General features: G+C 58.2%; 21 protein-coding genes and 2 pseudogenes. 5 read left to right on the top strand and 18 right to left on the bottom strand.

Annotated features, from left to right (window positions below; genetic code table 11):
- Positions 1–29 precede the first annotated feature (29 nt).
- Positions 30–3,509 carry a PAS domain S-box protein gene (locus tag PCOSP_RS12010; protein ID WP_464711399.1) on the bottom strand — a complete coding sequence of 1,160 codons (3,480 nt, stop codon included), beginning with the start codon at positions 3,507–3,509 and terminating at the stop codon, positions 30–32.
- 348 nt (positions 3,510–3,857) lie between these two features.
- Here PCOSP_RS12010 and PCOSP_RS12005 point away from each other — a divergent pair, with 348 nt between their 5' ends.
- Together PCOSP_RS12005 and PCOSP_RS12000 are read left to right on the top strand one after the other, a co-directional pair.
- Positions 3,858–4,148, top strand: a complete 291-nt coding sequence (locus PCOSP_RS12005) for a type II toxin-antitoxin system ParD family antitoxin (RefSeq protein WP_464711398.1) — start codon at positions 3,858–3,860, stop codon at positions 4,146–4,148.
- Positions 4,145–4,264, top strand: a pseudogene (locus PCOSP_RS12000) (type II toxin-antitoxin system RelE/ParE family toxin); the annotation flags it as partial. The gene PCOSP_RS12005 and the pseudogene PCOSP_RS12000, both read left to right, overlap by 4 nt.
- A gap of 78 nt (positions 4,265–4,342) precedes the next feature.
- On the opposite strand, the gene PCOSP_RS11995 reads toward PCOSP_RS12000, so the two are convergent.
- Positions 4,343–4,951, bottom strand: a complete 609-nt coding sequence (locus PCOSP_RS11995) for a TetR/AcrR family transcriptional regulator (protein WP_464711396.1) — start codon at positions 4,949–4,951, stop codon at positions 4,343–4,345.
- A 110-nt stretch (positions 4,952–5,061) separates the two neighbouring features.
- Between PCOSP_RS11995 and PCOSP_RS11990 the strand changes: the two genes are divergently transcribed.
- Both PCOSP_RS11990 and PCOSP_RS11985 read left to right on the top strand, forming a co-directional pair.
- A complete protein-coding gene (locus tag PCOSP_RS11990) occupies positions 5,062–6,459 on the top strand; it encodes an NAD(P)/FAD-dependent oxidoreductase (protein WP_434702708.1) in 1,398 nt (465 codons plus the stop codon).
- A gap of 27 nt (positions 6,460–6,486) precedes the next feature.
- A complete protein-coding gene (locus PCOSP_RS11985; protein WP_464711395.1) occupies positions 6,487–7,593 on the top strand; it encodes a DUF2855 family protein in 1,107 nt (368 codons plus the stop codon).
- 384 nt (positions 7,594–7,977) lie between these two features.
- On the opposite strand, the gene PCOSP_RS11980 is transcribed toward PCOSP_RS11985, so the two are convergent.
- The 14 genes from PCOSP_RS11980 to PCOSP_RS11915 form a co-directional block, all read right to left on the bottom strand.
- Complete coding sequence (locus tag PCOSP_RS11980) at positions 7,978–8,583, bottom strand: RES family NAD+ phosphorylase (RefSeq protein WP_464711393.1); 606 nt, start codon at positions 8,581–8,583, stop codon at positions 7,978–7,980.
- Between the two features lie 82 nt (positions 8,584–8,665).
- Positions 8,666–9,148 carry a hypothetical protein gene (locus PCOSP_RS11975; protein ID WP_464711391.1) on the bottom strand — a complete coding sequence of 161 codons (483 nt, stop codon included), beginning with the start codon at positions 9,146–9,148 and terminating at the stop codon, positions 8,666–8,668.
- A gap of 174 nt (positions 9,149–9,322) precedes the next feature.
- Positions 9,323–9,502, bottom strand: coding sequence for an FCD domain-containing protein (locus PCOSP_RS11970; RefSeq protein ID WP_464711920.1), 180 nt, complete (start codon positions 9,500–9,502; stop codon positions 9,323–9,325).
- Positions 9,451–10,029 carry a GntR family transcriptional regulator gene (locus tag PCOSP_RS11965; protein ID WP_464711390.1) on the bottom strand — a complete coding sequence of 193 codons (579 nt, stop codon included), beginning with the start codon at positions 10,027–10,029 and terminating at the stop codon, positions 9,451–9,453. Before PCOSP_RS11965 ends, PCOSP_RS11970 begins: the two co-directional genes overlap by 52 nt.
- A gap of 162 nt (positions 10,030–10,191) precedes the next feature.
- Entirely contained in the window at positions 10,192–10,905 is a 714-nt protein-coding gene (locus PCOSP_RS11960; RefSeq protein ID WP_464711388.1) for a GntR family transcriptional regulator, read from the bottom strand.
- A gap of 32 nt (positions 10,906–10,937) precedes the next feature.
- The gene (locus PCOSP_RS11955; RefSeq protein ID WP_464711386.1) at positions 10,938–11,969 is read right to left on the bottom strand and encodes a proline racemase family protein; all 1,032 of its coding nucleotides are present in this window, start codon (positions 11,967–11,969) and stop codon (positions 10,938–10,940) included.
- Between the two features lie 10 nt (positions 11,970–11,979).
- Positions 11,980–13,461, bottom strand: coding sequence for an aldehyde dehydrogenase family protein (locus PCOSP_RS11950; RefSeq protein WP_464711384.1), 1,482 nt, complete (start codon positions 13,459–13,461; stop codon positions 11,980–11,982).
- Positions 13,458–14,741, bottom strand: coding sequence for an NAD(P)/FAD-dependent oxidoreductase (locus PCOSP_RS11945; RefSeq protein ID WP_464711383.1), 1,284 nt, complete (start codon positions 14,739–14,741; stop codon positions 13,458–13,460). Before PCOSP_RS11945 ends, PCOSP_RS11950 begins: the two co-directional genes overlap by 4 nt.
- A 171-nt stretch (positions 14,742–14,912) precedes the next feature.
- A complete protein-coding gene (gene dapA / locus PCOSP_RS11940; RefSeq protein WP_464711381.1) occupies positions 14,913–15,794 on the bottom strand; it encodes a 4-hydroxy-tetrahydrodipicolinate synthase in 882 nt (293 codons plus the stop codon).
- Positions 15,795–15,818: 24 nt separating this feature from the next.
- Positions 15,819–16,484: an amino acid ABC transporter permease gene (locus PCOSP_RS11935; protein ID WP_464711379.1), complete on the bottom strand. Its 666-nt coding sequence runs from the start codon at positions 16,482–16,484 to the stop codon at positions 15,819–15,821.
- A 10-nt stretch (positions 16,485–16,494) separates the two neighbouring features.
- Positions 16,495–17,166 carry an amino acid ABC transporter permease gene (locus tag PCOSP_RS11930; RefSeq protein ID WP_464711377.1) on the bottom strand — a complete coding sequence of 224 codons (672 nt, stop codon included), beginning with the start codon at positions 17,164–17,166 and terminating at the stop codon, positions 16,495–16,497.
- An 11-nt stretch (positions 17,167–17,177) separates the two neighbouring features.
- Positions 17,178–17,999: an amino acid ABC transporter ATP-binding protein gene (locus tag PCOSP_RS11925; RefSeq protein WP_464711376.1), complete on the bottom strand. Its 822-nt coding sequence runs from the start codon at positions 17,997–17,999 to the stop codon at positions 17,178–17,180.
- Between the two features lie 57 nt (positions 18,000–18,056).
- Positions 18,057–18,899, bottom strand: coding sequence for a substrate-binding periplasmic protein (locus PCOSP_RS11920; protein ID WP_464711374.1), 843 nt, complete (start codon positions 18,897–18,899; stop codon positions 18,057–18,059).
- A gap of 223 nt (positions 18,900–19,122) precedes the next feature.
- Positions 19,123–20,034: a LysR family transcriptional regulator gene (locus PCOSP_RS11915; protein ID WP_464711373.1), complete on the bottom strand. Its 912-nt coding sequence runs from the start codon at positions 20,032–20,034 to the stop codon at positions 19,123–19,125.
- 219 nt (positions 20,035–20,253) lie between these two features.
- Between PCOSP_RS11915 and PCOSP_RS11910 the strand changes: the two genes are divergently transcribed.
- Positions 20,254–21,747 carry a CoA-acylating methylmalonate-semialdehyde dehydrogenase gene (locus PCOSP_RS11910; protein ID WP_464711371.1) on the top strand — a complete coding sequence of 498 codons (1,494 nt, stop codon included), beginning with the start codon at positions 20,254–20,256 and terminating at the stop codon, positions 21,745–21,747.
- A 17-nt stretch (positions 21,748–21,764) separates the two neighbouring features.
- Here PCOSP_RS11910 and PCOSP_RS11905 read toward each other — a convergent pair.
- Positions 21,765–21,975: pseudogene (locus tag PCOSP_RS11905) on the bottom strand (helix-turn-helix domain-containing protein); the annotation flags it as partial.
- A gap of 95 nt (positions 21,976–22,070) precedes the next feature.
- Positions 22,071–23,078 (bottom strand): aldo/keto reductase, encoded by a 1,008-nt coding sequence (locus PCOSP_RS11900; protein ID WP_464711370.1) that lies wholly within the window; start codon positions 23,076–23,078, stop codon positions 22,071–22,073.
- Positions 23,079–23,136 lie beyond the last annotated feature (58 nt).

Genomic DNA, 23,136 nt, shown 5'->3' with positions numbered 1-23,136 from the left:
TCGGCCGTGTGGGTAAAGCCCGTGCTCCGTCAGGAGTCGGCGTGCAGGGGAATATGCACGCGAACCCGCACACCTTGGCCGGGATGGCTGTCGATGGTGACTTTGCCGCCGAGCATCACCCCGCGCTCTCGCATGCCAAGCAGGCCGAGCGTGCCTTTGGGCAATGACATCGGGTCGAACCCCCGGCCGTTGTCGCACACCTCTATCAAGACGTAGTCGTCTCCACTCTCGAGGTGGATCACCACCAGGCTGGCCCGTGAATGACGGGTAACGTTGGTCAGCGACTCCTGAATAACCCGAAAAGCTGCGGTGGCGCGTTCATCGTCGAGTTTCAGTCTAGTTGTTGGCACATGCAATCGACAGGCTATACCGGTGCACTGCAAAAATTCGGACACCAGCCATTCGAGCGCTGGAATCAAGCCCATGTTCAATGCGGCAGGACGCAGGCTGGTGGCGACGTTGCGCACGACCTCGATTGTCTGGTCGGTCCGCGCCATCAGTGCCTGGACCCGTTCCACCAGCGCGGGATGATCCTGACCAAATTGCAGGCGTAGCATGGAAATCCCCATGCGCAGCGCAGTGAGTTGTTGACCCAGCTCATCGTGGATTTCCCGGGCGATGCGTTTTCGCTCCTCTTCCCGCGTGGCTTCGCGATAGCTCGATAACTGGCGCAGTTGACCATTGGACTCCTCCAGGCGCCGCTCAGCGGCGCGCATGGCGCTGATATCGCGACCGACGGCGAGAATGCTGAGTAGCCGTCCACGTCGGTCATATTCAATGACGGTGCGAACCTGATGGCAGATGATCTGCTCATTTTGTGAGAGCGGTGTCTCGTAAGTGAACTCCTCGTCGAGAACGTCGCCGGTCTGGATGATCAGCTCTAGCTTGTCTTGAAAAGACTGTGCTGTTGGCGAATTCGGTAATGCGTCACTGAAGGTCTTGCCAAGCAGTTCGCTCAGCGTTTGTTTGAGCACCCTTTGCGCCGCCGGGTTGGCGTATAGAAAACGCCCTTGCGGGTCGAAACGAGCGATGACATCCGGAGAGTTCTCCACCAGCGCACGAAACTCTTGCTCCCGCGCATGCACGACACGTTCCGCGTGTTTGCGCTCGGTGATGTCGCGTGCGATACCGACGATTCGCCGGGTTTGTCCATCGGCACCTCGCACGGGGATCAGCGTCGTATGAAAGGCGAGGTGCCCGCTGGGCAGATCGAACTCATCCTCTTTATCAAACGGGACACCGTTACGCACGCAATGCCGACACCGTTCGATGGCAATCGCCACGGCAAAGGGCGCGAGCGTTTGCTCCAGGGTCCGGCCCAACAGTTGCCCACGCCCCATACCGATACGACGCTCAAAAGCCGGGTTGACCTCAACATAGCGAAACTGTCCATCTTCGCTGACATCCAGAAGAAACAGGGAGTCCAGAGAATTATCAAAAATGTCCCGATAGCGCTTTTTGCTATCAAGCAGCAACGTCTCGGCACGTTTGCGCTCGATGGCAATGGCTGCCAGATGGCTGGCTTGATGGATCAGTTTGAGAGCGTCCTCCGAAGGCCGCCCCGGTTGACGCAAATAAACACAGAACGTCCCAAGGAGCTTCCCTCGCGAATCCTGGATAGGTCTTGACCAACACGCGCGAAACCCGGCCTCTATCAGTTGTTCGCGCAAGGCGCTACGGCAGGCGTCCGCGAGCAGATCTTCAATGATCACCGCTGACCCACGCCAAGCGGCCGTGCCGCATAAACCGATCTCCTCGCCGATCCTGACTCGGCCGAGGGCTTGCACGCATGGGTGCGGCAGGTGTGAAACCGAGCCCGGAATCAAATGCCGACCATCGTCGTCCGCCAACATGACGCAAGCGATAAAATCGGCCCGCCCCTGCTCGATAAAACGGGTCACCAGCGCCAGAACTTCCGGTAACGGAGCCCCCTTCGCCAACTGCTCGAAAAGACATAGCCTGGCCTCTTCCAGGCGCTCGTGGCGCTTGAGCGCGGTGATGTTATGCCCTTTGGCCAATACACTGACAACCTCACCGCCCACTCCGCGCTCGGCAATCAGTTGAACAGCGTGCACCACCCTTTTTCCGGTTCGCGCGCAGGGCCACTCCAGAACTGTCTCCACCGGCTCGCCAGTATCGATCACCTGACGTAGCAAGTTCTGGTACTCAGCTACCGGCAGATTTGCGCTCCATCCGGCCTCAAGCGGCGTATTTAACGCCCGGGCGGCGGGAATTCCGGTCTCGCGCTCAAAGGCTGGATTGACATAGGTTCGGCGGCCGTTCAGGTCATAGCGAATAATCAGGCTGAGCGAGTTCTCTGCCAATGCTCGAAATTGCTGCTCACTCGTCAGCAGGCGGCTCTCCATTCGTCTGCGCTCGCTGACGTCGCGACTGATGCCAACGATGCGATAGACGACACCCTGCTCGTCCCGTACTGGAATGAAAGTCGTGTGCAGGGCAATGAGGCCGGCAGGCAATTCAAGTTCACTTTCCCGTTCTATGATATGGCCGCAGGCCAGGCAATCCTTGATTGCGGCCATAACCTTTTGTCCGGCGTGAGGAATGACATCGCCGAGACAGCGGCCTATCAACTGTTGCCGGTCGAGCCCCGAGGTTCGTTCGAAAGATGCATTGACCGCTATGTATCGAAACTGTCGATTACCGGTTACCTCCAACAGATACAGGCAATCCGATGAGTTATCGAAAACCTCCTGGTAACGAGCCGTGCTCTGAAGCAAGGCCTGCTCCATGCGCTTGCGCTCGCTGATGTCGTGCAGGAAACCCACCCAGAGAACCGCACCATCAGCCTCCCGTGTCGGTTTGGAGCGACCCTCCAGCCAGATCTCACCCTTTTTTGGATGGCATACCCGGTATTCGCATTGCCAATCATTTAACGTACGCGCCGACTCGGCAATCGAATCCCGGACCCGGCCAACGTCCTCGGGGTGAAGCCGCTCGAACAGAACATTGGCGTCCCGCTTCACATCTTCCGCAGTCACGCCATAGTATTCTTCATAACAGGACGAGACCCAGGGCACAGAGGCAGTACCGTCACTGTTCAAGCGAAAGGTGCCTATGATACCTGGCGCGGTTTCAACGATCCGTTGCAACCACTGGTGCTGCCCCAGCCCCTCATCCACCGGGACTTCAATCGGAACGATCTCACACAGCGACAACGTCCCGACCGCGACCGTCTTGCTTTGCCCGCGCAACAGGCTGCCATCCTTGTGCCGAAAACGCCGTTCAACCAGCTCGCTTGGGCGATGGACAAGCAAGAATTGCCCGTCCTGGGGCTTTTGGCTCAAGTCATCAGGACGATCGAGCAGCTCTGAAAACGGTGCACCGAGCAATTCCGGCAGGCTGTAGCCGAACAGCTCGGTAAAAGCGTCATTGACCTTTAGCATCCGGCCCTGGCCATCGAGCAGGACGAGCGCCGAAGACACCAGTTCGAACGTCGCATCGAAGAGTTGGGCTTGCGCTATTCGGGCGGTCAAAGCATCCGTTTTCATAGAGAAAATCATGTGTACTTCGCTCACGAGCAGCTTAAGGGGAAATTCGTCTGGTCAGGGGCATTAAAGTGGAAAGGCAGACAATGCATCACCATCACCAACTATGCGTTATCCCCCCTTTTGTCAATGACGGGAGCTATTTGAAGTTTGTCAGTCATCGGGTAGTAATTTGCCCGTATAAAAGAAACAACGATAGCAGCGCCACAATGCCGACGCGGGCAGCACCGAACGCGGCGCCACGCGATACGACGCGGTTCGTCAGATACAGCTCTCACGCTATGTACTCCGGGCAAAATGGCATAATGCCAATGATCAAAAGAACCTGTTTGCCCAGAGCTGGAGCTAATTATGGCGACGCGAAACGTTGTGCTCACCCCCCACCAAGAACAGGTTATCCATGACCTGGTGCAGTCCGGCCGTTATCAAAATGCCAGCGAAGTGATGCGAGAAGGTGTGCGCCTATTGGAACAGCGTGTCGCCGAAGACGCCGCCAAAATTGAGGCCCTGCGTCAGGCGACCTCGATCGGCATCATGGACCTTGAGCGCGGGTGTTTTACTCAGGTGAACGAAGGGGATCTGGAGCACTACCTCGAGGGCTTGAACCTGGAGGCCACCCTCCCCGCGCGCGAGAAACACTGAGCACGTCGCAGTATCGGATTTTCAACGCGGCGCGCGCCGACATTGTCGACATCCTCAGACTCTCCCAGGCGCAGTTCGGCAATCAAGCACGCCAGCGCTACCAGGCGTTGATCCTCACCCACGACAGGCAGAAAACGGCCAAAAGCAGCCGGTTCGTCCATAAATAAATCCTTTCCGGTCAGACGCACCCACACTCAGCGCAGCGAGGTTGTACCGTCTGGGTGTTGTACCTGACGAAGAATGCCGTCTACCAGAATGACCACCGCCTCCATGGCGCGCTCCTCCCAGCCGCGCATATCGACCAGTTCCACTACCGCATGGTTCTTTAACCCCACAAAGCCGTGTATCAAGGCCCATATCTGCAACGCCGCATCACGTTTGGCGCTGGCAGGAGCATCCGCCGCAAGTAAGCCACCAACTACCTCGCTCAAACGCGTAAAGCCGGAGGCAGCCAATGAGCGCGCCTGGTCCGAGGGCTGATAACTGTCATCCAACTTGCCGAAGATCAAGCCGTAATGCGGTTCGTACTCTTCGGCCGTCTGCAGGTAGCGACGCGATGCCAGCAACACTCTTTCGCGCGCGTCGGTGGCCAGATCATCGACCGCCAGTGCCTCGATCACGGCGTTGAACGCTTCGATGTAAAGCGCATCCAGAATGCCCTGCTTACCCTGAAAGTGGCTGTAGATGCCGATAGTGGACACGCCAGCACGCGCGGCAATGGCGCGCACGCTGAGCGCAGCGGTACCGCCCTCAAGGAATAACATCGAGGCAGCTTTGAGAATCTTGCGTTTTGAATCATTCATCCCGCGATTGTACTTGACTCTTCATAACAGTGTTATACCCTCGACCAACCATAACGATGTTATGGTTGTTTTTCTTTCAGCCACTGAAGTCGAAAACAGGGGTACAAACCGTGAGCGAACAACAACTTGAAGCGGATTACCTGATAGTCGGCAGCGGCGCCGTGGGCATGGCCTTCGCCGATACCTTGCTGAGCGAGTCTGCTGCCAGCATTATCATCGTCGATCAGTACGGTCAGCCCGGCGGTCACTGGAACCTGGCTTATCCCTTTGTCACCCTGCACCAGCCTTCTGCCTCTTACGGTGTCAGCTCCCGCGAGCTGAGCAAGGGTCGCAAGGACGAAGTGGGTCTCAACAAGGGCCTGAGTGACCTCGCCTCCGGCGCCGAAGTACTGGCCTACTTTGACGAGGTAATGCGCCACCAATTCTTGCCCACTGGTCGCGTGCAGTACTTTCCCATGTGTACCTACCTAGGCGAAGGGCTGTTCGAGCACAGCCTGACCGCTCAGCGTTTCCGCGCCAATACGCGCAAGACAGTAGACGCCACCTACCTGAAAACCAGTGTGCCGGCTACCCATACGCCCAGCTTCCAGATCGATGCCGGCGTGCAGTTCATGCCGCTCAACGATCTGCCCAGGGTGAGGCAGCCGGCGGACAGTTATGTGGTAATCGGCGGAGGTAAAACCGGCATCGATGCCTGTCTGTGGTTGCTGGAACATCAGGTCGACCCGGATCGCATCTGCTGGTTAGTCTCGCGCGATGCCTGGCTGCTTGATCGGCGCAACACCCAGCCAGCCGAAGAGTTCTTCCACACCACCATAGGCTCGATCGCCGCGCAGTTTGAAGCCATCGCCCAAGCAGACTCGGTAGATGATCTGTTCCAGCGGCTCGAACAGGCTGGTGTGCTGCTGAGAGTCGACCAGCAGATAAAGCCGCAGATGTTCCATGGAGCAACCATCAGCCAACTCGAGCTGCAGGAGCTGCGCCGCATCAAGAACGTGGTACGCAAGGGCCGGGTGACCCATCTGCAAACTGATCAGATCGTGCTCGAGCGGGGCAGCATTCCGACTTCAGCCAACAACCTGCACATAGATTGCTCAGCCAGTGCCATTACCAATCTGGCCATCAAGAAGGTCTTCCAGGGCAACCTCATTACCCCGCAGACGGTACGCTCCTACCAGCCGGTGTTTAGTGCGGCCTTTATTGCCCATGTGGAAGCTAGCTACAGCGATGAGGCAGAAAAAAACCGCATCTGCTCAGTAGTTCCGCTACCCAATCACGATACCGACTGGATTCGCATGATGGCGGCGCTGATGCTGAACCAGCATCAATGGTCGCAAAACGAAGACCTGCGTAGCTGGCTGCTGGCCAACCGTCTCGACATGACGGCCAAGCTGGTACGCAGCGCCAGCAAGGAAGACGCGGAAAAACAGGCGATTCTCGCGCGCATGCGCGACAACTCAGCGCCCGCGATGATGAAGATCCAGCGCTTTCTTGCAGAGATCAATTAGCAGCCAACAAATACGGCAGGCCATAACATGCAGCAGTTCCAGATCCGCAAAGATGACTTTCTGAACCAACGGCTGGTCACCCTCAGTGCAGCAGAAGAGCAAAGCCAGTTGGCGGACGGCCAGGTTCGCCTGGCGGTCGACAGCTTCTCCTTCACCGCCAACAACATCACCTATGCCGCCACTGGCGACAAGCTGGGTTACTGGCAATTCTTCCCGCCAGTCAGCGAGCAAAGCCAGGGCTGGGGCGTGATACCGGTTTGGGGTTTCGCCGATGTGATTGAGTCCCATTGTGTGCAGGTACCGGTCGGTGAGCGCCTGTTCGGCTACTTTCCTCCGGCCACCCAGTTGATCATGCAGCCAACCCAGGTATCCAACACCCGATTGATCGATGGCAGCGCCCACCGCGCCAAACTGCCGCCGGGTTACAACAGCTACAACCGGGTTCTGCACGACCCCCATTACGACCCGGCTACCGAATCCGAGCGCATGTTGCTCTGGCCGCTGCACATTACCTCCTTCTGCCTATGGGACGCGCTCAAGGCCAAAGGCTGGTATGGTGCCAAGCAGATCATCATCCTCTGCGCGTCAAGCAAAACCAGCGCCGGCCTGGCCTACGCGCTGGCGCAGGACGAGGAGGCACCTGCCACCATCGCCCTCACCTCCACCCGCAACCTGCCACTGGTGAAGCGGCTGGACATCTACGACGACGTGCTCGACTACGCTCAGCTCGGCACCCTCAACAACCGTATTGCCAGCGTCATTGTTGACATGTCGGGCAACGGTGCATTGCTGAAGGCGCTGAATGATTATCTGGGCGACAACCTGGCTTACTGTATCAACGTGGGCCTGACCCATTGGGATGAAAGCCAGAGCGAGTCCGGCATCAGCTCGGAGCGCAGTGAATTCTTCTTTGCGCCTGGCCACGTTCAACAACGCATGAAGGACTGGGGCCCGCAGGTTTTTGCCGAGCGCAGCCAGCAGTTTCTAAGGGCCTCGGCCAGTTGGAGTCGGCAATGGCTAAAGGTCAGAACAGTGCAGGGGCTGGACGGCCTGGCTGAGATTTACCCTGACATCTGCCAGGGTCGCGTTGCCGCTGACGAAGGTGTGGTCATCTGCCTTGAAGCTGCCAGGTAAGCCAATGCCCGCCTCGGTCGTGAGCGCTTATGCCGCAGAATATGGATGCAGATAATGCATACCCAACTGCGGCCAAAGCGCCCATTGAATGCCTTTGGCGGACAGCGGCGAGACCGATAACCGGCCAGATGATTCTCAGATTTATTTGTTGATGACCAAACATTCTTGGCCGCGACCGCCCCCTTTGGGTCGAAAGCGGTCAGCGGCGAACCGCATCTAACGACTCAAAGCAGTCATCACACCAAGACCTCTACACAGGCCTGCTCTACATTTCAAAGCTGTCGCTGGAATCTGCCGAATTCCTAGTGAGCGCTTTTACATGTGTTTATGGCAATTCCAGCCTCAGAGAGCTGATTCCAGGGGCCACTGTTCGGTCATTTTGGCTCAGTTTTTCCCCGCGATGATAACGACCCCAATCCGCTCTGCCAGATTGAGCACCGTGTCGAACACAGTCGAGTCGCCAGTCAAGCTGCGTGACGCCCCCCGTGGGTGGAGCGCACCATCAGGAATCCGGTCACCGAAGAGTGCCGAATCATCTTGTCGCGATATCCAAGACAGCCCTTGGGCGTCTGGACACTGACGATGGATTGCCTCTGCCCATTTGCGCGTCGCAGGATATTGATCTTTCTCAGTGTCGATCAGTTGTTTGCGTGTGACGCCCAACTTACGCAGGGGCACGCTGGACAAATCAACCAGGTGCAGTGGTTGGCTAACCTGGACGGCAGAATGCACCTGTCCAGTCAGCTTGCCTTTGTCGAAGCTCTTGAAGCCAGCCGTGTGGGGAACGTCGTGAAAGACGGTCTCCATCAAGGCGCACTCAACCGTCGTGCCGCCATACAAGGTGGGAATCGCCCGCCCCTGATCATCCTGGATCGGGCTGAAGCGGGCGTTGCCGTGCACACCGGGATTGAATTGATCTGGCTGATATTTTTCCTGATGCACGCGGTGGAGCACGTCGCCCTTGGCGATCATGGTGAAAGTGACGTGCAACGTAGCCGCAGGCACTGGGGTAACGGACGCCGCCCAATCCGTGGGAGGCGTCGCCCTACCCTCACTGGACTCGGTACGCTGCTTAGCCATGGACAATGCCCTGGATCTCATCCAGTGCGGCAGCAATCACCCGATCAGGCACCGATGCCAACAGGTCCTGGGGCCTTTTGCCGCCCAGAAAACTGTTATCTGAGCGGAACCAGTAAGCCATACCCCAGCCGTCCTTATGGCCAGCGAAGGCTTCAATGACTTTGGCCATTGCTTTGGACGGCCGATAGCCCGCGTCCGGGTTCAAGCCGTAACCCGGGAAATAGTCGACCCCACCGTGACTAATGGCAAAGATCTGTCCTTGCTTTTTCCACTTGTTGGGCTGAGCACTCGGATTGCGGGTACTCAATTGGGCCACCTGCGCGATGTCTGCGGCGGTCAACCAGTCACCACTCTCCAGGACTGCTTTGCGGGCCTGGACCAGCATAGCCGCTTCCTTCAGCAGGCGAGGCGAAGGCGGCTTACGGGTCACAAACACCTCGGCCGGTCGTTCTAGCGACTTCGGGTCCTGACGCATATCTTAGATAACCCTTCACTACCTGGCTTCCATTCATCTGGACGTATAGATTGGTTTGAGGGGAGCGCCATGGGGAACGAAAGCAATACGGAGATGCTTGCCGGCCCCATAAAAGCGAAAGTGCCAGCTCTTGGCGCCTTTCGTATTCACGAAAAGCGCGAGGCCATCGTTCCCCTAGCCGACAGACACATTTGCGATGAGATTCTGCTGCATGAAATCCAAAAACCTACGCTGAAACAGCATTGTATGTTCATGAGCCGCCTGCTCCGCCGCGTCGGCGTCTCTCGCGGCAATCGCCTCCACTATCTCCTCGTGGTCACGGCCGAGCCTGCTGGTGCTGGCTGAGCGGACAATGTAATCGAACTGCAGGTGGAGCAGGCGTTGGCCTTCCCCAGCAGCTTTTCGTAGTAGTCAGAGAGATAGGGGTTCTTGGCGGCTCGTGCAATGTCCATGTGCAGCGCTTTGTTCAGTTCTGTCATGGATTGAAAGTCGCCTTTGGCGATGGCCGCCATATAGGCGTCCTCTGTGGCGCGGATTTGCAGCAGATCTTCGTCGGTGCGCTGTATCGCAGCCAGACGGGAAACTGCACGCTGGATCAAATCCAGCGCCGAGACATAGTTGGGAAACTCCTCGATCTCGAACGGTGTCACCAGCGTGGTGCGGTTCGGGAGAATGGTTACCAACCCTTCGCTAACCAGGCGAGCCAAGGCATCTCGAACAGGGGAGCGAGACAGACCAAACTGCGTTGCCAGGGAAACTTCGTCCAAAGGCGCGCCCGGCTTGAGCTTGAGCGTCAGGATCTGCTTTCGCAACTCATCATAGATGTATCGCCCACCATGTCGACGACCGTTGCTTTCCGGCACTGCATTATCACTACTCATCAGCTCTCTCTGCATACTGCCCCGCGCAATCAAATGGCAGGTCATTAGACTGGCAAGAGTAACGCAGCCGGCTCGGCACTGCCTATCGAATCCTCCCCCAGTAGCAACGGGAATCGTCGGGGTTATCTTCCGGACCCGATCGCTTTCCCAATGCCGGTCGCGTCAAAGAATCGAGATATTCTTAGTCAGGTTTTGGCGCATGTAATCCAGAAAACGATCGCGAAACAGCAATGTGTGCTCCTGCGAGGCGGCTTCTGCGGCATCCGCATGGCCCGAGGCAATAGCTTCGATGATCCGGTCGTGATCATGATCCGGGCTGGTCAAGGTCTGCGAGCTGACAATGAAGTCGAAGTGCAGGTGCAACAGGCGCTGGCCTTCACCTAACAGTCCTTCGTAGTAACGGGTCAAGTAATGATTGCGACCCGCCTTGGCGATTTCCAGATGAAAGGCTTTATTGGTTTCGGACATTTCCTGAAAGCTGCCTTGCGCCAGTGCTCGCACATAGATGTCGTTGGCTTTACGAATGCGTGCCAGGTCCGCCTCGCTGCGATTGAGCGCTGCCAGGCGGGTCACTGCACGCTGGGTCAGGTCGAGGGCCGCGATGTACTTGGGAAACTCCTCGATCTCAAAGGGGGTGACCAAGGTCGTACGGTTCGGCAGGATCGTTACCAAACCTTCGCTGATCAGGCGTGCCAATGCATCACGAACGGGCGAGCGGGATACTCCGAAGTGTGTCGCCAAGGAAACTTCGTCGAGTTGCGAACCTGGCTTGAGCTGCAGCGTCAAGATCTGCTTGCGCAACTCTTCATACACATGACGGCCGCCATGGCGCCGTACTTTATCAACCGTTTTTGGTGTGATCGTTACAACGCCCATAACATTGATCTCGTTATTTTTATCGTCAGGCCTCACTTATCGGGGAACGCCGGTCCCCAGGTATCGCTGAGCATGAAACCCGCTGCCAGTGGGTCATCCGGGTCGACACCCAGTTGCTGAATGCCATATATCCAGGCCCGCCCGGTTATTCGTGGCAGCACCGCCGGCCGTCCCGCCACCTCGGTAAGCCCCAACAGTTGCACCTGAAATTCGCCATTGATGGTCGAGCGTGAGGTCAGTTGATCACCGACGGCTACCAGCCCTCGTGCGGCCAGAGTGGCGAGGTTGGCCGAGCTGCCGGTGCCGCAGGGCGAGCGATCCACCCGCCCGGGCGGCAAGGTGGTGCAGGTCTGGTACGTGCTGGCGTCCAGACGATTGCGGAACATCACGTAGGCGACGTCGTTAACGGTATCGAATAACGGATGACGGACGCTGACCTGGCGGTTGATGATCGCCTTGAGCGCCACACCGGCATTGGCCAGTTCACGGGCATTTTCCGGGGCGATGCTCAAGCCGACCTGATCGACATCGATCAGCGCGTAATAGACACCGCCAAAAGCAATATCGGCCTTGATAGGGCCGAAGGCCTCGGTTTCGATCGTCACGTCCAGATGCTCGACAAAGGCCGGGACCATGTCCAGGGAAACACTCAGGCAACGACCGTCTTCACAACGAGCCCTTGCCGTGACCAGCCCCGCGGGAGTATCGAGCACGACGGTGGTTTCCGGCGCTTGCATGGGCACCATGCCCAGCTCCAGCAGCGCGGTGACCACACAGATGCAGTTGCTGCCGGACATGGGGTGGGCCTTGTCGGCCTGCAACACAATGAAACCGGCATGGGCCTCAGGTCGGGTGGGAGGCAGCAGCAGGTTGACCGACATCTGCAGGCAACCACGCGGTTCCAGCACCACCAGGCGACGCAAACTGTCGTCCACCTCGTTGATGTAGTTCATCTTGTCCAGCATGGTTTCCCCGGGAATGCCCACTACCCCGCCGGTAATGACCTTGCCGATTTCGCCTTCGCAGTGGACATCCACCAGTTGCAGTGTTTTTTTCCAGCGCATAACGGCCTCCTTACTTGATGTACCAGCCCCAGGGCTGATCGCTGTCGAAGCGGGTGATCTGCTTGGTTTCCAGATAGTTGTTCAACCCCCACTCCCCCAGTTCGCGACCGATGCCGCTCTGCTTGTAGCCGCCCCAGGGCGCCTCGGTGAAGGTCGGTTGCGAACAGTTGATCCAAACGATACCGGCACGCAGCTTACGGGCGACCCGCTCAGCACGCTCCAGATCCTTTGACATCACCGCGCCAGCCAGGCCGAAGCGCGAGTCATTGGCCGAACGTAGGGCCTCTTGCTCATCGTCGAACGGTCGCAAGCACACCACCGGGCCGAATATTTCCTCGGTCCAGATCCAGCTGTCCTCAGCCACGTCAGCAAAGATGGTCGGCCGCAGGTAGAAACCCTTGTCGAACCCAGCCGGCCGGTCGCCACCGTAGACCAGGCGCGCGCCCTCCTCCTTGCCGCGGGAAATGGCTTCGCGGACCTTGTCATACTGCCCCTTGCTCACCAGCGGGCCAAGCAATACGCCTTCACGCAAGCCATTACCGATGGTGATCTTCGCCGCTTCGGACTTGAGACGGTGCAGCAGCGGCTCATACAAGTCGCGCTGCACCAGGATGCGCGAGGTTGCCGAGCAAACCTGGCCCTGATTCCAGAAGATGCCAAACATGATCCACTCGACAGCCGCTTCGATATCACTGTCGTCGAAGATGATGAAGGGCGATTTGCCGCCCAGTTCCAGGCTGATGTTCTTGATGTCCCTTGCCGCCGCTTGCATGATCCGGCTGCCGGTGGGCACGCTGCCGGTGAAGGCCAGCTTGTCGATCCCGGGATGTTCGGCCAAGGGGGCTCCAGCGTCCGGGCCTAAACCCGGCACAATGTTCAATACACCGGCTGGCAGCCCGGCCTGGTCGGCGATACGCGCCAGTTCCAAGGCGGTGAGCGGCGTCAGTTCTGAAGGTTTCAGCACCATGCAGCAACCGGCAGCGAGGGCCGGCGCGACTTTCCAGGCGGCCATCAGCATCGGGAAGTTCCACGGAATGATCGCCCCGGCTACGCCAATCGCTTCCTTGCGCGCCACGCTGCTGAAGCGGTCGTCGGCGAGCGGCACCGATTGCTCGGCATGGCCGTCGAGGCCTTCGGCCAGGTCCGCATAGAAATCGAAACAACCGGCGGTATCACCGATATCCCAGAGTGCTTCGGGTAACGGCTTGCCATTGTCGCGTACTTCCAGTTCCGCCAACGCCTGCTGGCGATCACGAATCCCCTCGGCGATACGCCGCAACACAACGGCACGCTCGGCACCGCTGGTTTGCCCCCACGGCCCCCAATCGAAGGCCTGCCGGGCGGCCTTGACAGCCAGGTCGATGTCTTCGGCGGTGGCAGCAGCGACTTCGGCAATAAGCGCTTCATTGCTGGGGTCGAAGGTCTGGAAAGTCCCCTTGCGGATCGGCGTGACCCACTGACCGTTGATGTAAAGCTGGTTGTAGGTACTCATGCATGTCCTCCAATAAGGGCGAAGCGATTGGCGCTGAAGGGCTTCAGGTTTTGTGCCGTTGGCCTGCCTGCGGCCATGTCGGCGATCAGACGGCCGGTGGTGGCGCCCAACGTCAGGCCGAGCTGGCCGTGCCCGAACGCCAGGTAAACGTTGGTCAGCCGTTCAGAGCGATCAATGATGGGTTTGGTGTCCGGGAGGAAGGGCCGATAACCGACCCCGTATTGCAGGTTCTCGGTACGCAGTTGTGGCAGGACGCGACGGGCCTTCTCCAGAATGATATCGGCGCGCTTGAAGTTGGGTTCGGCCCCCGCCGCCGCGAACTCGATGGTGCCGCCAATTTGCAGCCCTCGCGTCATGGGGCTGAAACAGAAACCGCCATCGGCATAGATCACCGAATGGCGAAATTCCACCCCCGAATCCGGCAGCACCACCTGGTAGCCGGCAATGCCGGCCAAGGGAATGTTCAGTCCCAATTGGCTGAAAAACTCCCGCGAACCGGTGCCCGCGGCTACGACCACATGCTGAGCGGCAATACGCCGACCGTCGGCCAAGGTGACGCCGGTGGCCAGATCGTCCACGTTATCGATGCGCTTGACCTGATCGCGCAGACGCACGCCCCCCTGCTCAATGAAGCTTTGGGTCAATGCGGCAATGAAACCTTCTGTATCGCTCACGGCACGCCAGTCAGGAAACAGCAGACCGTGCTTGAATTTTCCGGCCAGGGTGGGCTCGAGGTCAGCGATGTCATCGGCGCCCAATTCTTGGGACTGGAAACCCAGTGACTTTCGCAACTCAAGATGGGGACGTTCATGGGTCACGCCGGCTGCCGAATCAAACACCTCGATGACCGGGCGTTGACCGAGCAGGGCCTTGTCTTCGCAGGCCTCCAACAACGGCGCGTAATCGTCATAGACATGTTCGGTCAGCGTGGCCATCTCGCTGGCGATCTCAACGATTCGAGAATGACGAGCACAGGCCAGAAAACGCAGGAACCAGGGCAGAATGCCTGGCAAGGCGCTGGGACGCAGGGCCAATGGCCCATTCTGATCCATCAGCCAGCCAGGGATTTTTTTAAGGATGCCAGGCTTGGACAGCGGGATGACTTCGCTGATCGCTATCTGGCCACAGCTCCATTTGGCGGTGCTGTCCCCGGGTGCAGCCGGGTCCACGAGGGTCACCTGATGCCCCTCGCGCTGCAGATAGAGAGCACAGCAGACGCCGACGATGCCACCGCCGATGACAACCGCCTGTTGTTGAATGGACGTTCCTGAAAAATTCATATGACGCTCTCTTGATGCGACCTATCGTTAGCTCATCGTCCAGCGCAAAAACCTTTGCAGCACTTGCCAGGAAAGCCTCCCGCCCCTCCTTCAATAGACTTCGGGCGTCGCGCTGGCAAGCTGCTTGCGGCCGCCGGTACTGGCGCGTTCGGCGCCAGCACCGATGACGTATTAACGCTGGGCCGCTTCGAATACCCTACGGAACTCGGCTTTTTCATCGTCAGTCAACGGCAACAGTGGGGCACGGGCATTGCCGGCCTGGAAGCCCGCCAGCTCGGTACCGTACTTGACCTTCTGCACGAACTTGCCACTTTCCAGACTGGACATGATCGGGAACAGATTGCGCATGACGTTCTGTGCCCCGGCCAGGTCGCCAGCGCTGAACTTCTGATAGAAATCGACGACTTTTTCCGGGAAGACGTTGGCGGGGCCGCAGATCCAGCTGGTCGCGCCCCAGATGAAAAAGTCCAGGGCCTGATCGTCGGAACCACAGGACAATTGGATCTTGCCTTTGTAGTTCTCGCCGATCTCGATACCGCGCAGCAGGTTGCCACTGCTTTCCTTGATACCGACAACGCGCGGGTGGTCCTTGAGTGCTTGCATCACCCCGAAACCGACCTCCACGTTGGTGCGGACCGGGTAGTTGTAAAGCACCACATTGATTTGCGGGAACGCTTCAAGAATCGTGTTGTAGTGGCTGAGCAACTCTTCCTGGGAAGGCAGCGCATAGTATGGCGGGGCAATCAGCAGGTTGTTGTAGCCGGCGTCCACGGTCTGCTGGACCTGCTCCAGCACTTCACGGGTGCAGGAACCATTGGCACCGGCAATCAGGGTGCCGCGGTCGCCGACCACTTCCTTGACGGTAGCCAGTATCTGGCGGCGCTCTTCATTCGTCAGCGCATAGTATTCGCCGGTGGAGCCCAGGGGCACGAAGCCATGGACGCCTGCCTTGAGCTGATGCTCGACGATATCGGCAAGCATGGTGTGGTCGACCGCACCGTTTTTATCAAAAGGTGTAACGAGGGCAGGCAGGATACCTTTGAGTTCAAGCATGTAAATTCTCCTGGAGAGAGTGGGTTAGTAGGCATAACGCCGGAGCATGCGGGCTTCGACCACACCGACCAGACGCGTCAGTGGGAAGGCCACGAGGAAATAGATGACTGCGACGGCTGAAAGGAACTCGACCGGTCGGGCCGTACTGTTGGAAATGTTCTGGCCGACGAACATCAGGTCCGCCACACCTACCGAGGAGATCAGTGCACTCTCCTTGAACAGACTGACCACGTTCGACAACAGCGGCGGAATAGCCCGCAGCAGTGCCTGGGGGAAAATCACGTAGACCACCTTCACCCGCGAGGTCAATCCCAAGGCGGTACAGGCGTCGTGTTGTTCGCTGGCGATGGATTTCAGGGCGCCACGGAAGGTTTCGCAGGTGATTGCCGCCATATACAGGATCAGCGAGATCAGCACCGAGGCATATGGGGGGATATCCAGGCCAAACACCACCGGCAGGCAAAAGAAGATCCAAAACAACTGGATCAACAACGGTGTGCCACGGAAGAACTCAACGAAGAGTGTCGTCGGCAGGGTCAGCAACCGGATCCGGCTATTGCGCAACAGACTGAGAGCAAAGCCAGCCAGGCTGCCGATGATCGCGCAGCTGATCGTGAAGGCCAATGTCAGCGCGAGGCCCTTGAGCAGCACATGCCAGTAGGAAAGAACGATGGAAAAATCGAGCGTCATGACGTTCTCCTCAGTGCGCGGTCGCAGTGTCTTGGCGCCGCTCCAGGTATTGCACCAACTGGGCAATCGGCAGCGAGAGCACGAAGTAGATCAAGGCGATCAGGGTGTAGGTTTCCAGCGGGCGATAAGCCTCCGTGGCCAGGCTCTTGCCCACGTACATCAGGTCCGAGACCGCGACGATGGCGACCAGGGCGCTCTGCTGCAACGTGCCGATTCCGTTGGTCATCAGGACCGGCAACGCGCTACGCAAGGCTTGAGGCAGCACGACGTAAAAAGTCCGATGAAACGGGCGCAGGCCCAGGGCCACGCAGGCATCCAGATGCTCGCGGGGCACCGCTTGAACGCCGGCCCGGTAAGCTTCGGCGTTGAACGCTGTAAGGTTCAGGCCCAACGCCAGGAAGCCCATGGCGACTGGATCGATGAACACGTTGAACAGCATCGGCACGCAGTAGAAAAACCAGACAATCTGCAGCAGGGCCGGCGTGCAGCGGAAAAACTCGATGAACAACTGAGCGGGCCAGCGGATAAAAAACCAACGGCTCATGGCCAACAGGCACAAACCGAAACCGAGCACCATGCCAATGAGGTTGGAAACCAGCGCCAGCTCCAGAGTGACTTTCAAGCCCTCCCACAAGGCGTCGAAACTGCCATTGAGGAAGTGGAAATCGAATTGATAGTTCATGGCGTCAGCCCTCAGTCCAGGTGCAGGACTTTTTCTAGGAATTCCCGGGTACGGGCTTCTTTGGGCTGGGTGAAGATCTGTTCAGGCGGCCCTTGCTCAACCACCTTGCCGTTGGCGCAGAACACCACTCGAGTCGCGATGTGACGGGCGAAATGCATGTCGTGGGTCACGATGATCATCGCCATCTTCTGCTCTGCCAGTTGCAGCATCACGTTCTGCACCTCGATGACCATTTCCGGATCGAGGGCCGACGTCACTTCATCGAACAGCATCAGCTTGGGTTCGAGCATCAAGGCACGGGCAATGGCCACCCGCTGCTTCTGTCCACCAGAGAGTTGGCTCGGATAGGCATTGAGTTTGCTTTCCAGGCCGAGGCGAGCGAGATAGGCACGGGCCTTCTCGGTGGCTTGTGCCTTGGACAGGCCATGGACCTTCATGGGCGCCAAGGTCAGGTTGCTCAATACGGAAAGATGCGGAAACAAGGTGTAATGCTGGAACACCATGCCAATCTGGGTGTGCAAGGCCGCATCCAATGGCTTGCCTTGCCGCTTGCTGCCGCAAATGTAGGGTTTGCCCTGAAAATCGATGGTTCCACCCTGGATACCCTCCAACCCCATCAGCACCCGCAGCAACGAACTCTTGCCACTGCCACTCGGGCCGATGATCACCAGCCTGTCGTCGGCACGCATGTCCAGGTTGAGGTTGTCCATAACCACAAGCTGCTCGCCATAGGACTTGCAGACACCGCGAAGCTGGATGAAGTCGCCGACAAAAGCCACATCGCAGGCGTGCACCGACTGTGGCTGAGCCGCCACCAAATGGGGAGTATTCATTGGGAAGTGCCTCCAGGAGAGCTGCCACAACCGGCAGCTCTCGGATTTGAGCGGGGATTACTGAGCTTTGTTAGCGGCGTTGACTTGCGCCGATGCCTTGTCCACCAGCGCATCGATCTCCCCCGCCTCCCGGCGCTGGCTGAGATAGATGTTCAGTACCTGAAGGTCGGCGGGAGAAACGTCGCGACGAATAGCGAAGGAAACCCCTTGCTTGGCAATTGCCGGCTTGGGCATGACTTCCTTGGACCAATCGGGGTTGGCCAAGGCGAACAGATGGTTTGTGTCGCTGGCATCAGCCAGTACATCTGCACGACGAGACATCAGGGCCAGGCGGGTTTCATCCGAGCCCGGCAAACGCACGATGGTCGCCTGCTTGACCAAGCCTGAGACCGCCTTGTCTGCTGCGCTACCGGACATCACCGCGATGGTCACACCGGCTTTATCGTAGTCAGCAATCGAGGTGCCCGCGCCGGCGAGCTTGGGGTTGTCCTTGTTGATCAACAGCGAGATCTGATAGTCGGTTGCCGGTACCGTAAAGGCCACCGCCAAGGCACGCTCCGGGGTCTGGTTCAAGGCCATGGACAGGTCCCATTTGCCACTCTGCAACCCCGCCACTTGGTTGTCCCAGACCGTATCGACGAACTCGACCTTGACCTTGAGGACCTTTTCGCCGAAGTCGCGGCACAGGTCCACAAAGTAACCACTATATTGGGACGAGGCGGCATCGCGCATCACATAGGGCGCCGCCACCGCCGCACCACAACGAAGCACTCCCGCTTTTTGCACATCTTTCCATATCTGAGATTCGGCAGCCTCAACCGGGACTTGGGCGAGCAAGGCCCCCATCGCTGTTACGCCGAGCATTGCATTGAAGATGGAGCGAGGGAAAAAACGAGTCATTTTGAAGCTCTCCGTAAGGTTTTTGTTTTAGGCAGAAGAGAATCGTGGCTGTATGTTTTTATGTGCATTACGTTGTGCGCAGTGCTGCATACAGATTAGGACTGTCTGAAAGTTTGTGTCAACAGGGCCCGTAAATCTTTTTTCAAGGCGACAAACGACAACGCGAGCCAGCGATGGATGGGCTCGCCAGATGCGTTGGGAGAGATAGGTATACTGCGCGGAATTAACGGGACTGCTGAAGGGCTTCCAGGAAGCGTTCAAGGATCAGGTTTTGCCGGCGCCCTTTGCGAGTCGCAACGGCCAGTTTGGCTTCGAAGAATAGGCGATCTGGGCTCAAGGCCACCATCATCCCTTTTTCCACCCAGTTCGCGGCATAGTGGTCAGGCAGAAATCCGATGTAGCTGCCGGTGAGGATCAGAAAAGCAATGCCCTCGCGGTCCGTGGCGGAGGCAGCCAGGTTGAGCATCTGGTGCAAACCTATGGCTTCAGCAGTCATGCGGTAACTAGGCACCACGGCATCGGCGCTCGCTAAGTCTTCGTTGCTGACAGCGCCAGCGCGTTGGAACAATGGATGCTCGGCACTGCAGTAGAGATTGGAACGTTCTTCGTATAGCAAACTGTAATCCAACCCCGACAGCGGCGTGATCAGCGGCACAGCCCCCACATGCAGACGCCCGTCAAGAACGCCGCGCTCAATCTCCCCCGGCGTGCTCATACTCAGATTGACGCGCACACCCGCCCCTTCGGACCTCACGGACTTGAGGGCTTGCGTGATGCGCATTTTGGGTTGGGTAACCAGATTGTTGACGATGCCGATGTTCAGGTCGCCGCGAAGCTGCTGATGCATCTGGTTGACCTCGCTGCGGAAGCCTTCGATTGCGACCAGCACTGTCTCACCGGCGCGCATCACTTCACGCCCTTCGTCAGTCAGGGCAAAACCGGCACGGCCGCGTTGGCACAGCCGCATGCCCAGACGCTTCTCCAGATCACTCATGTGCAGACTGATGGCCGAGCGACTGATGCCCAAGGCGCTTTCTGCACCTGCAAAACTCCCGCATTCCACCACCGTTTTGAAAATCCGCAGGAGTCGGAGGTCGAAATCACTGACCTGGCTCAAGGGAGGCATCTTCGCCATAGGTGAGTTCTTCCATATGTGAAATTAAGTAGATATAGATTTAACTCACCTATTCAGTAAGCACAAGCTAGGCCATCTCCATGAGCAGGATTCGCTCCCATGCACCAGGCTCTGCAGCAAACGACTCCCCTGGCCAGCCAGCTCTAAACGGGATTCACACTGGATGTCTTTCTCCAGCAACCCGCAACTTCAACCACGATCCTGGATACGAGGTTTTTCATGAGCAACGTTCACCACCTAATCAACGGCCAGGCCGTACACACTGACGGCCGTATGGCCGATGTGTTCAATCCATCCAATGGCCAGGTCATCCGCCAGGTTTGCCTGGCCAGCATCGAAACCGTTCGAGAAGCAATCGACGCCGCCCAGGCGGCCTTCCCCGCCTGGCGCAACACGCCTCCGGCGAAACGGGCACAGGTTCTGTTCCGATTCAAGCAGTTGCTGGAAGCCAATGAAGCCAAAATTGCCCAACTGATCAGTGAGGAACATGGCAAGACGCTGGAGGACGCAACGGGTGAGCTCAAGCGCGGGATTGAGAACATCGAGTACGCCTGCGCCGCGCCTGAAATTCTCAAGGGCGAGTTCAGCCGCAACGCAGGCCCGAGTATCGATGCCTGGTCTGACTTCCAGCCCATAGGCGTGGTAGCAGGCATTACGCCATTCAACTTTCCAGCCATGGTCCCGTTGTGGATGTATCCGCTGGCAATCGCCTGCGGCAACACCTTTATCCTCAAGCCGTCGGAACGTGACCCGAGCTCAACGCTGTTAATTGCCCAATTGTTCCACGACGCCGGCCTCCCCAAGGGTGTTCTGAACGTCGTGCATGGCGACAAGACTGCGGTGGACGCGCTCATCGAAGCGCCGGAAGTCAAGGCGCTAAGCTTTGTCGGCTCCACGCCTATTGCCGAGTACATTTACACTGAGGGCACCCGACGCTGCAAACGCGTACAAGCCTTGGGCGGTGCGAAAAACCATGCTGTGGTCATGCCGGACGCTGATCTTGATAACACGGTCAACGCTTTGATGGGCGCCGCATACGGTTCCTGTGGCGAACGCTGCATGGCCATCTCCGTCGCCGTTTGCGTGGGTGATCAAGTGGCCGACGCACTGATCGCCAAGCTGACGCCACAGATCAAGGCACTGAAGATCGGTGCCGGCACCGAACTCGGATTGGACATGGGCCCGCTTGTCACCCGCGCGCACATGGACAAGGTCATCGGCTATGTGAACGCAGGTGTCGAGGCCGGTGCGAGCTTGCTGGTCGATGGTCGGGATTTCAAAGTACCTGGCCACGAAGAAGGTTTCTTCATTGGCGGATGCCTGTTCGACCACGTCACTACCGACCAGACTATCTATAAAGAAGAGATCTTCGGTCCAGTGCTGTGTATCGTGCGAGTGGACAGTCTTGAAGAGGCCATGCGTCTGATCAACGAACATGAATACGGCAACGGTACCTGCATCTTCACCCGCGACGGCGAAGCCGCCCGGCTGTTTTGCGACGAAATCGAAGTCGGTATGGTCGGTGTCAACGTCGCCCTGCCCGTCCCGGTGGCGTATCACAGCTTCGGCGGCTGGAAGCGCTCGCTATTCGGCGACCTGCATGCCTACGGACCGGATGGTGTGCGGTTCTATACCAAACGCAAGGCAATCACTCAACGCTGGCCCAAACGCGCGAGCCACGAGGCGTCGCAGTTTGCGTTTCCAAGCCTTTAACGGGTCAAGTATTGTTTTAAAAAAAGGTGCTTCCGTTCGGCTCGGTCGAGCCGCAGCCCTCGCGACAATCGCTGGAGGAAGTCGTCCGATACCACTATGTCGCGTCCTGCTCAAACATGGAGTACCAGGTCAAGCCGACACCCGCCAACGCGGCGACTTCCTCACGACGCAGGCCTGCGGTTCGACGGCAGCGCGCTGCGGCAGGCCAAGCAATTCAGGCGATGTCATGAGCCTATAGGTAGCAAACACTTGGACTGGTTCCTGCGCACTTAATGATGCGCCCGCAGCCGCAACAGCACGAGCCACACTGGGTGACGAACTCATCAGGCAACGACCTGACTTGCATCGCCTGTGACGAAGGGGACGGCCGTCCTCGTTATTTCTGAAGATTGCAGACTGCTCACGGCGTCAAGGCGATTGACTTGCTCTGCTGAAAGCTCGACCGACAGAGCACCGAGATTGTCAGTGAGCTGAACCACTGAACGGGGCCCTATGATCGGAACAGACCCATGTGTACCGGCCCAGGCAATTGCAACCTGTCCGGGATTGACGCCAAGTTCGTCAGCAACAGCGATCACTGTGTCGAGCACCTTAGTACGCTGCTCGCTATTTTCCGGCTGAAACACCTTGCCACCAAAGGCCTCGGCGCGCCCCGTCTCACCTTTCCGATACTTACCGGTCAGCATGCCCCCACCCAGTGGGGACCAAGTGACGATGCCGAGCCCCAGCGCACGAGAAGCCGGAAACAGCTCAGCCTCAGGTTCACGGCGAACCAGGCTGTGCTCGAACTGTGCCGCGGCGATCGGCACAGCATGGGTGAGTTCTGCAAAAGTGGCTGCCCGTGACAGCCGCCAAGCCGGAAAGTTAGAAAGACCGGCGTAAAGAATCTTGCCCGCGCGCGCGAGATCCTCGAACCCTCGGACGATTTCTTCAGTGGGGGTGACATTATCCGGCCAATGCGTCCAGTAGAGGTCTATGCGATCAGTCCGGAGACGTTTCAAGCTTGACTCCACCGAGGCCACCATCGCTTTGCGACTATTACCTATGACGAGGCGGTTAGCGTCTGACTGTGCACCCCTGGTGTACTTTGTCGCGAGTACAAAGTTCTCGCGCCGTCCTTCCAGCAGGGTGCCGAGTAGTTCCTCTGATTGCCCAAACTGGTATACGTCCGCGCCATCAATGAAGTTGCCTCCAGCCTCGGCATAGGCATTGAAGATCGCTTTGCTGGTATCGGGATCGGCACCATGGCCCCAGCCCGTGCCAAAGTTGCCCGTGCCGAGCGCCACCTGCGAAACCTGCAGGCCGGTCTTGCCAAAGGATGTGTATTTCATGAATTTTCCGTTAATCGAGACGCGATGATATTGGCTGTGTTGGACTACGCGTAACCAT

This window comes from Pseudomonas sp. MAFF 730105 (assembly GCF_055380705.1).
Note: the sequence above shows the minus strand (reverse complement) of the source record. Positions and strands in the feature narration are given on the sequence as shown.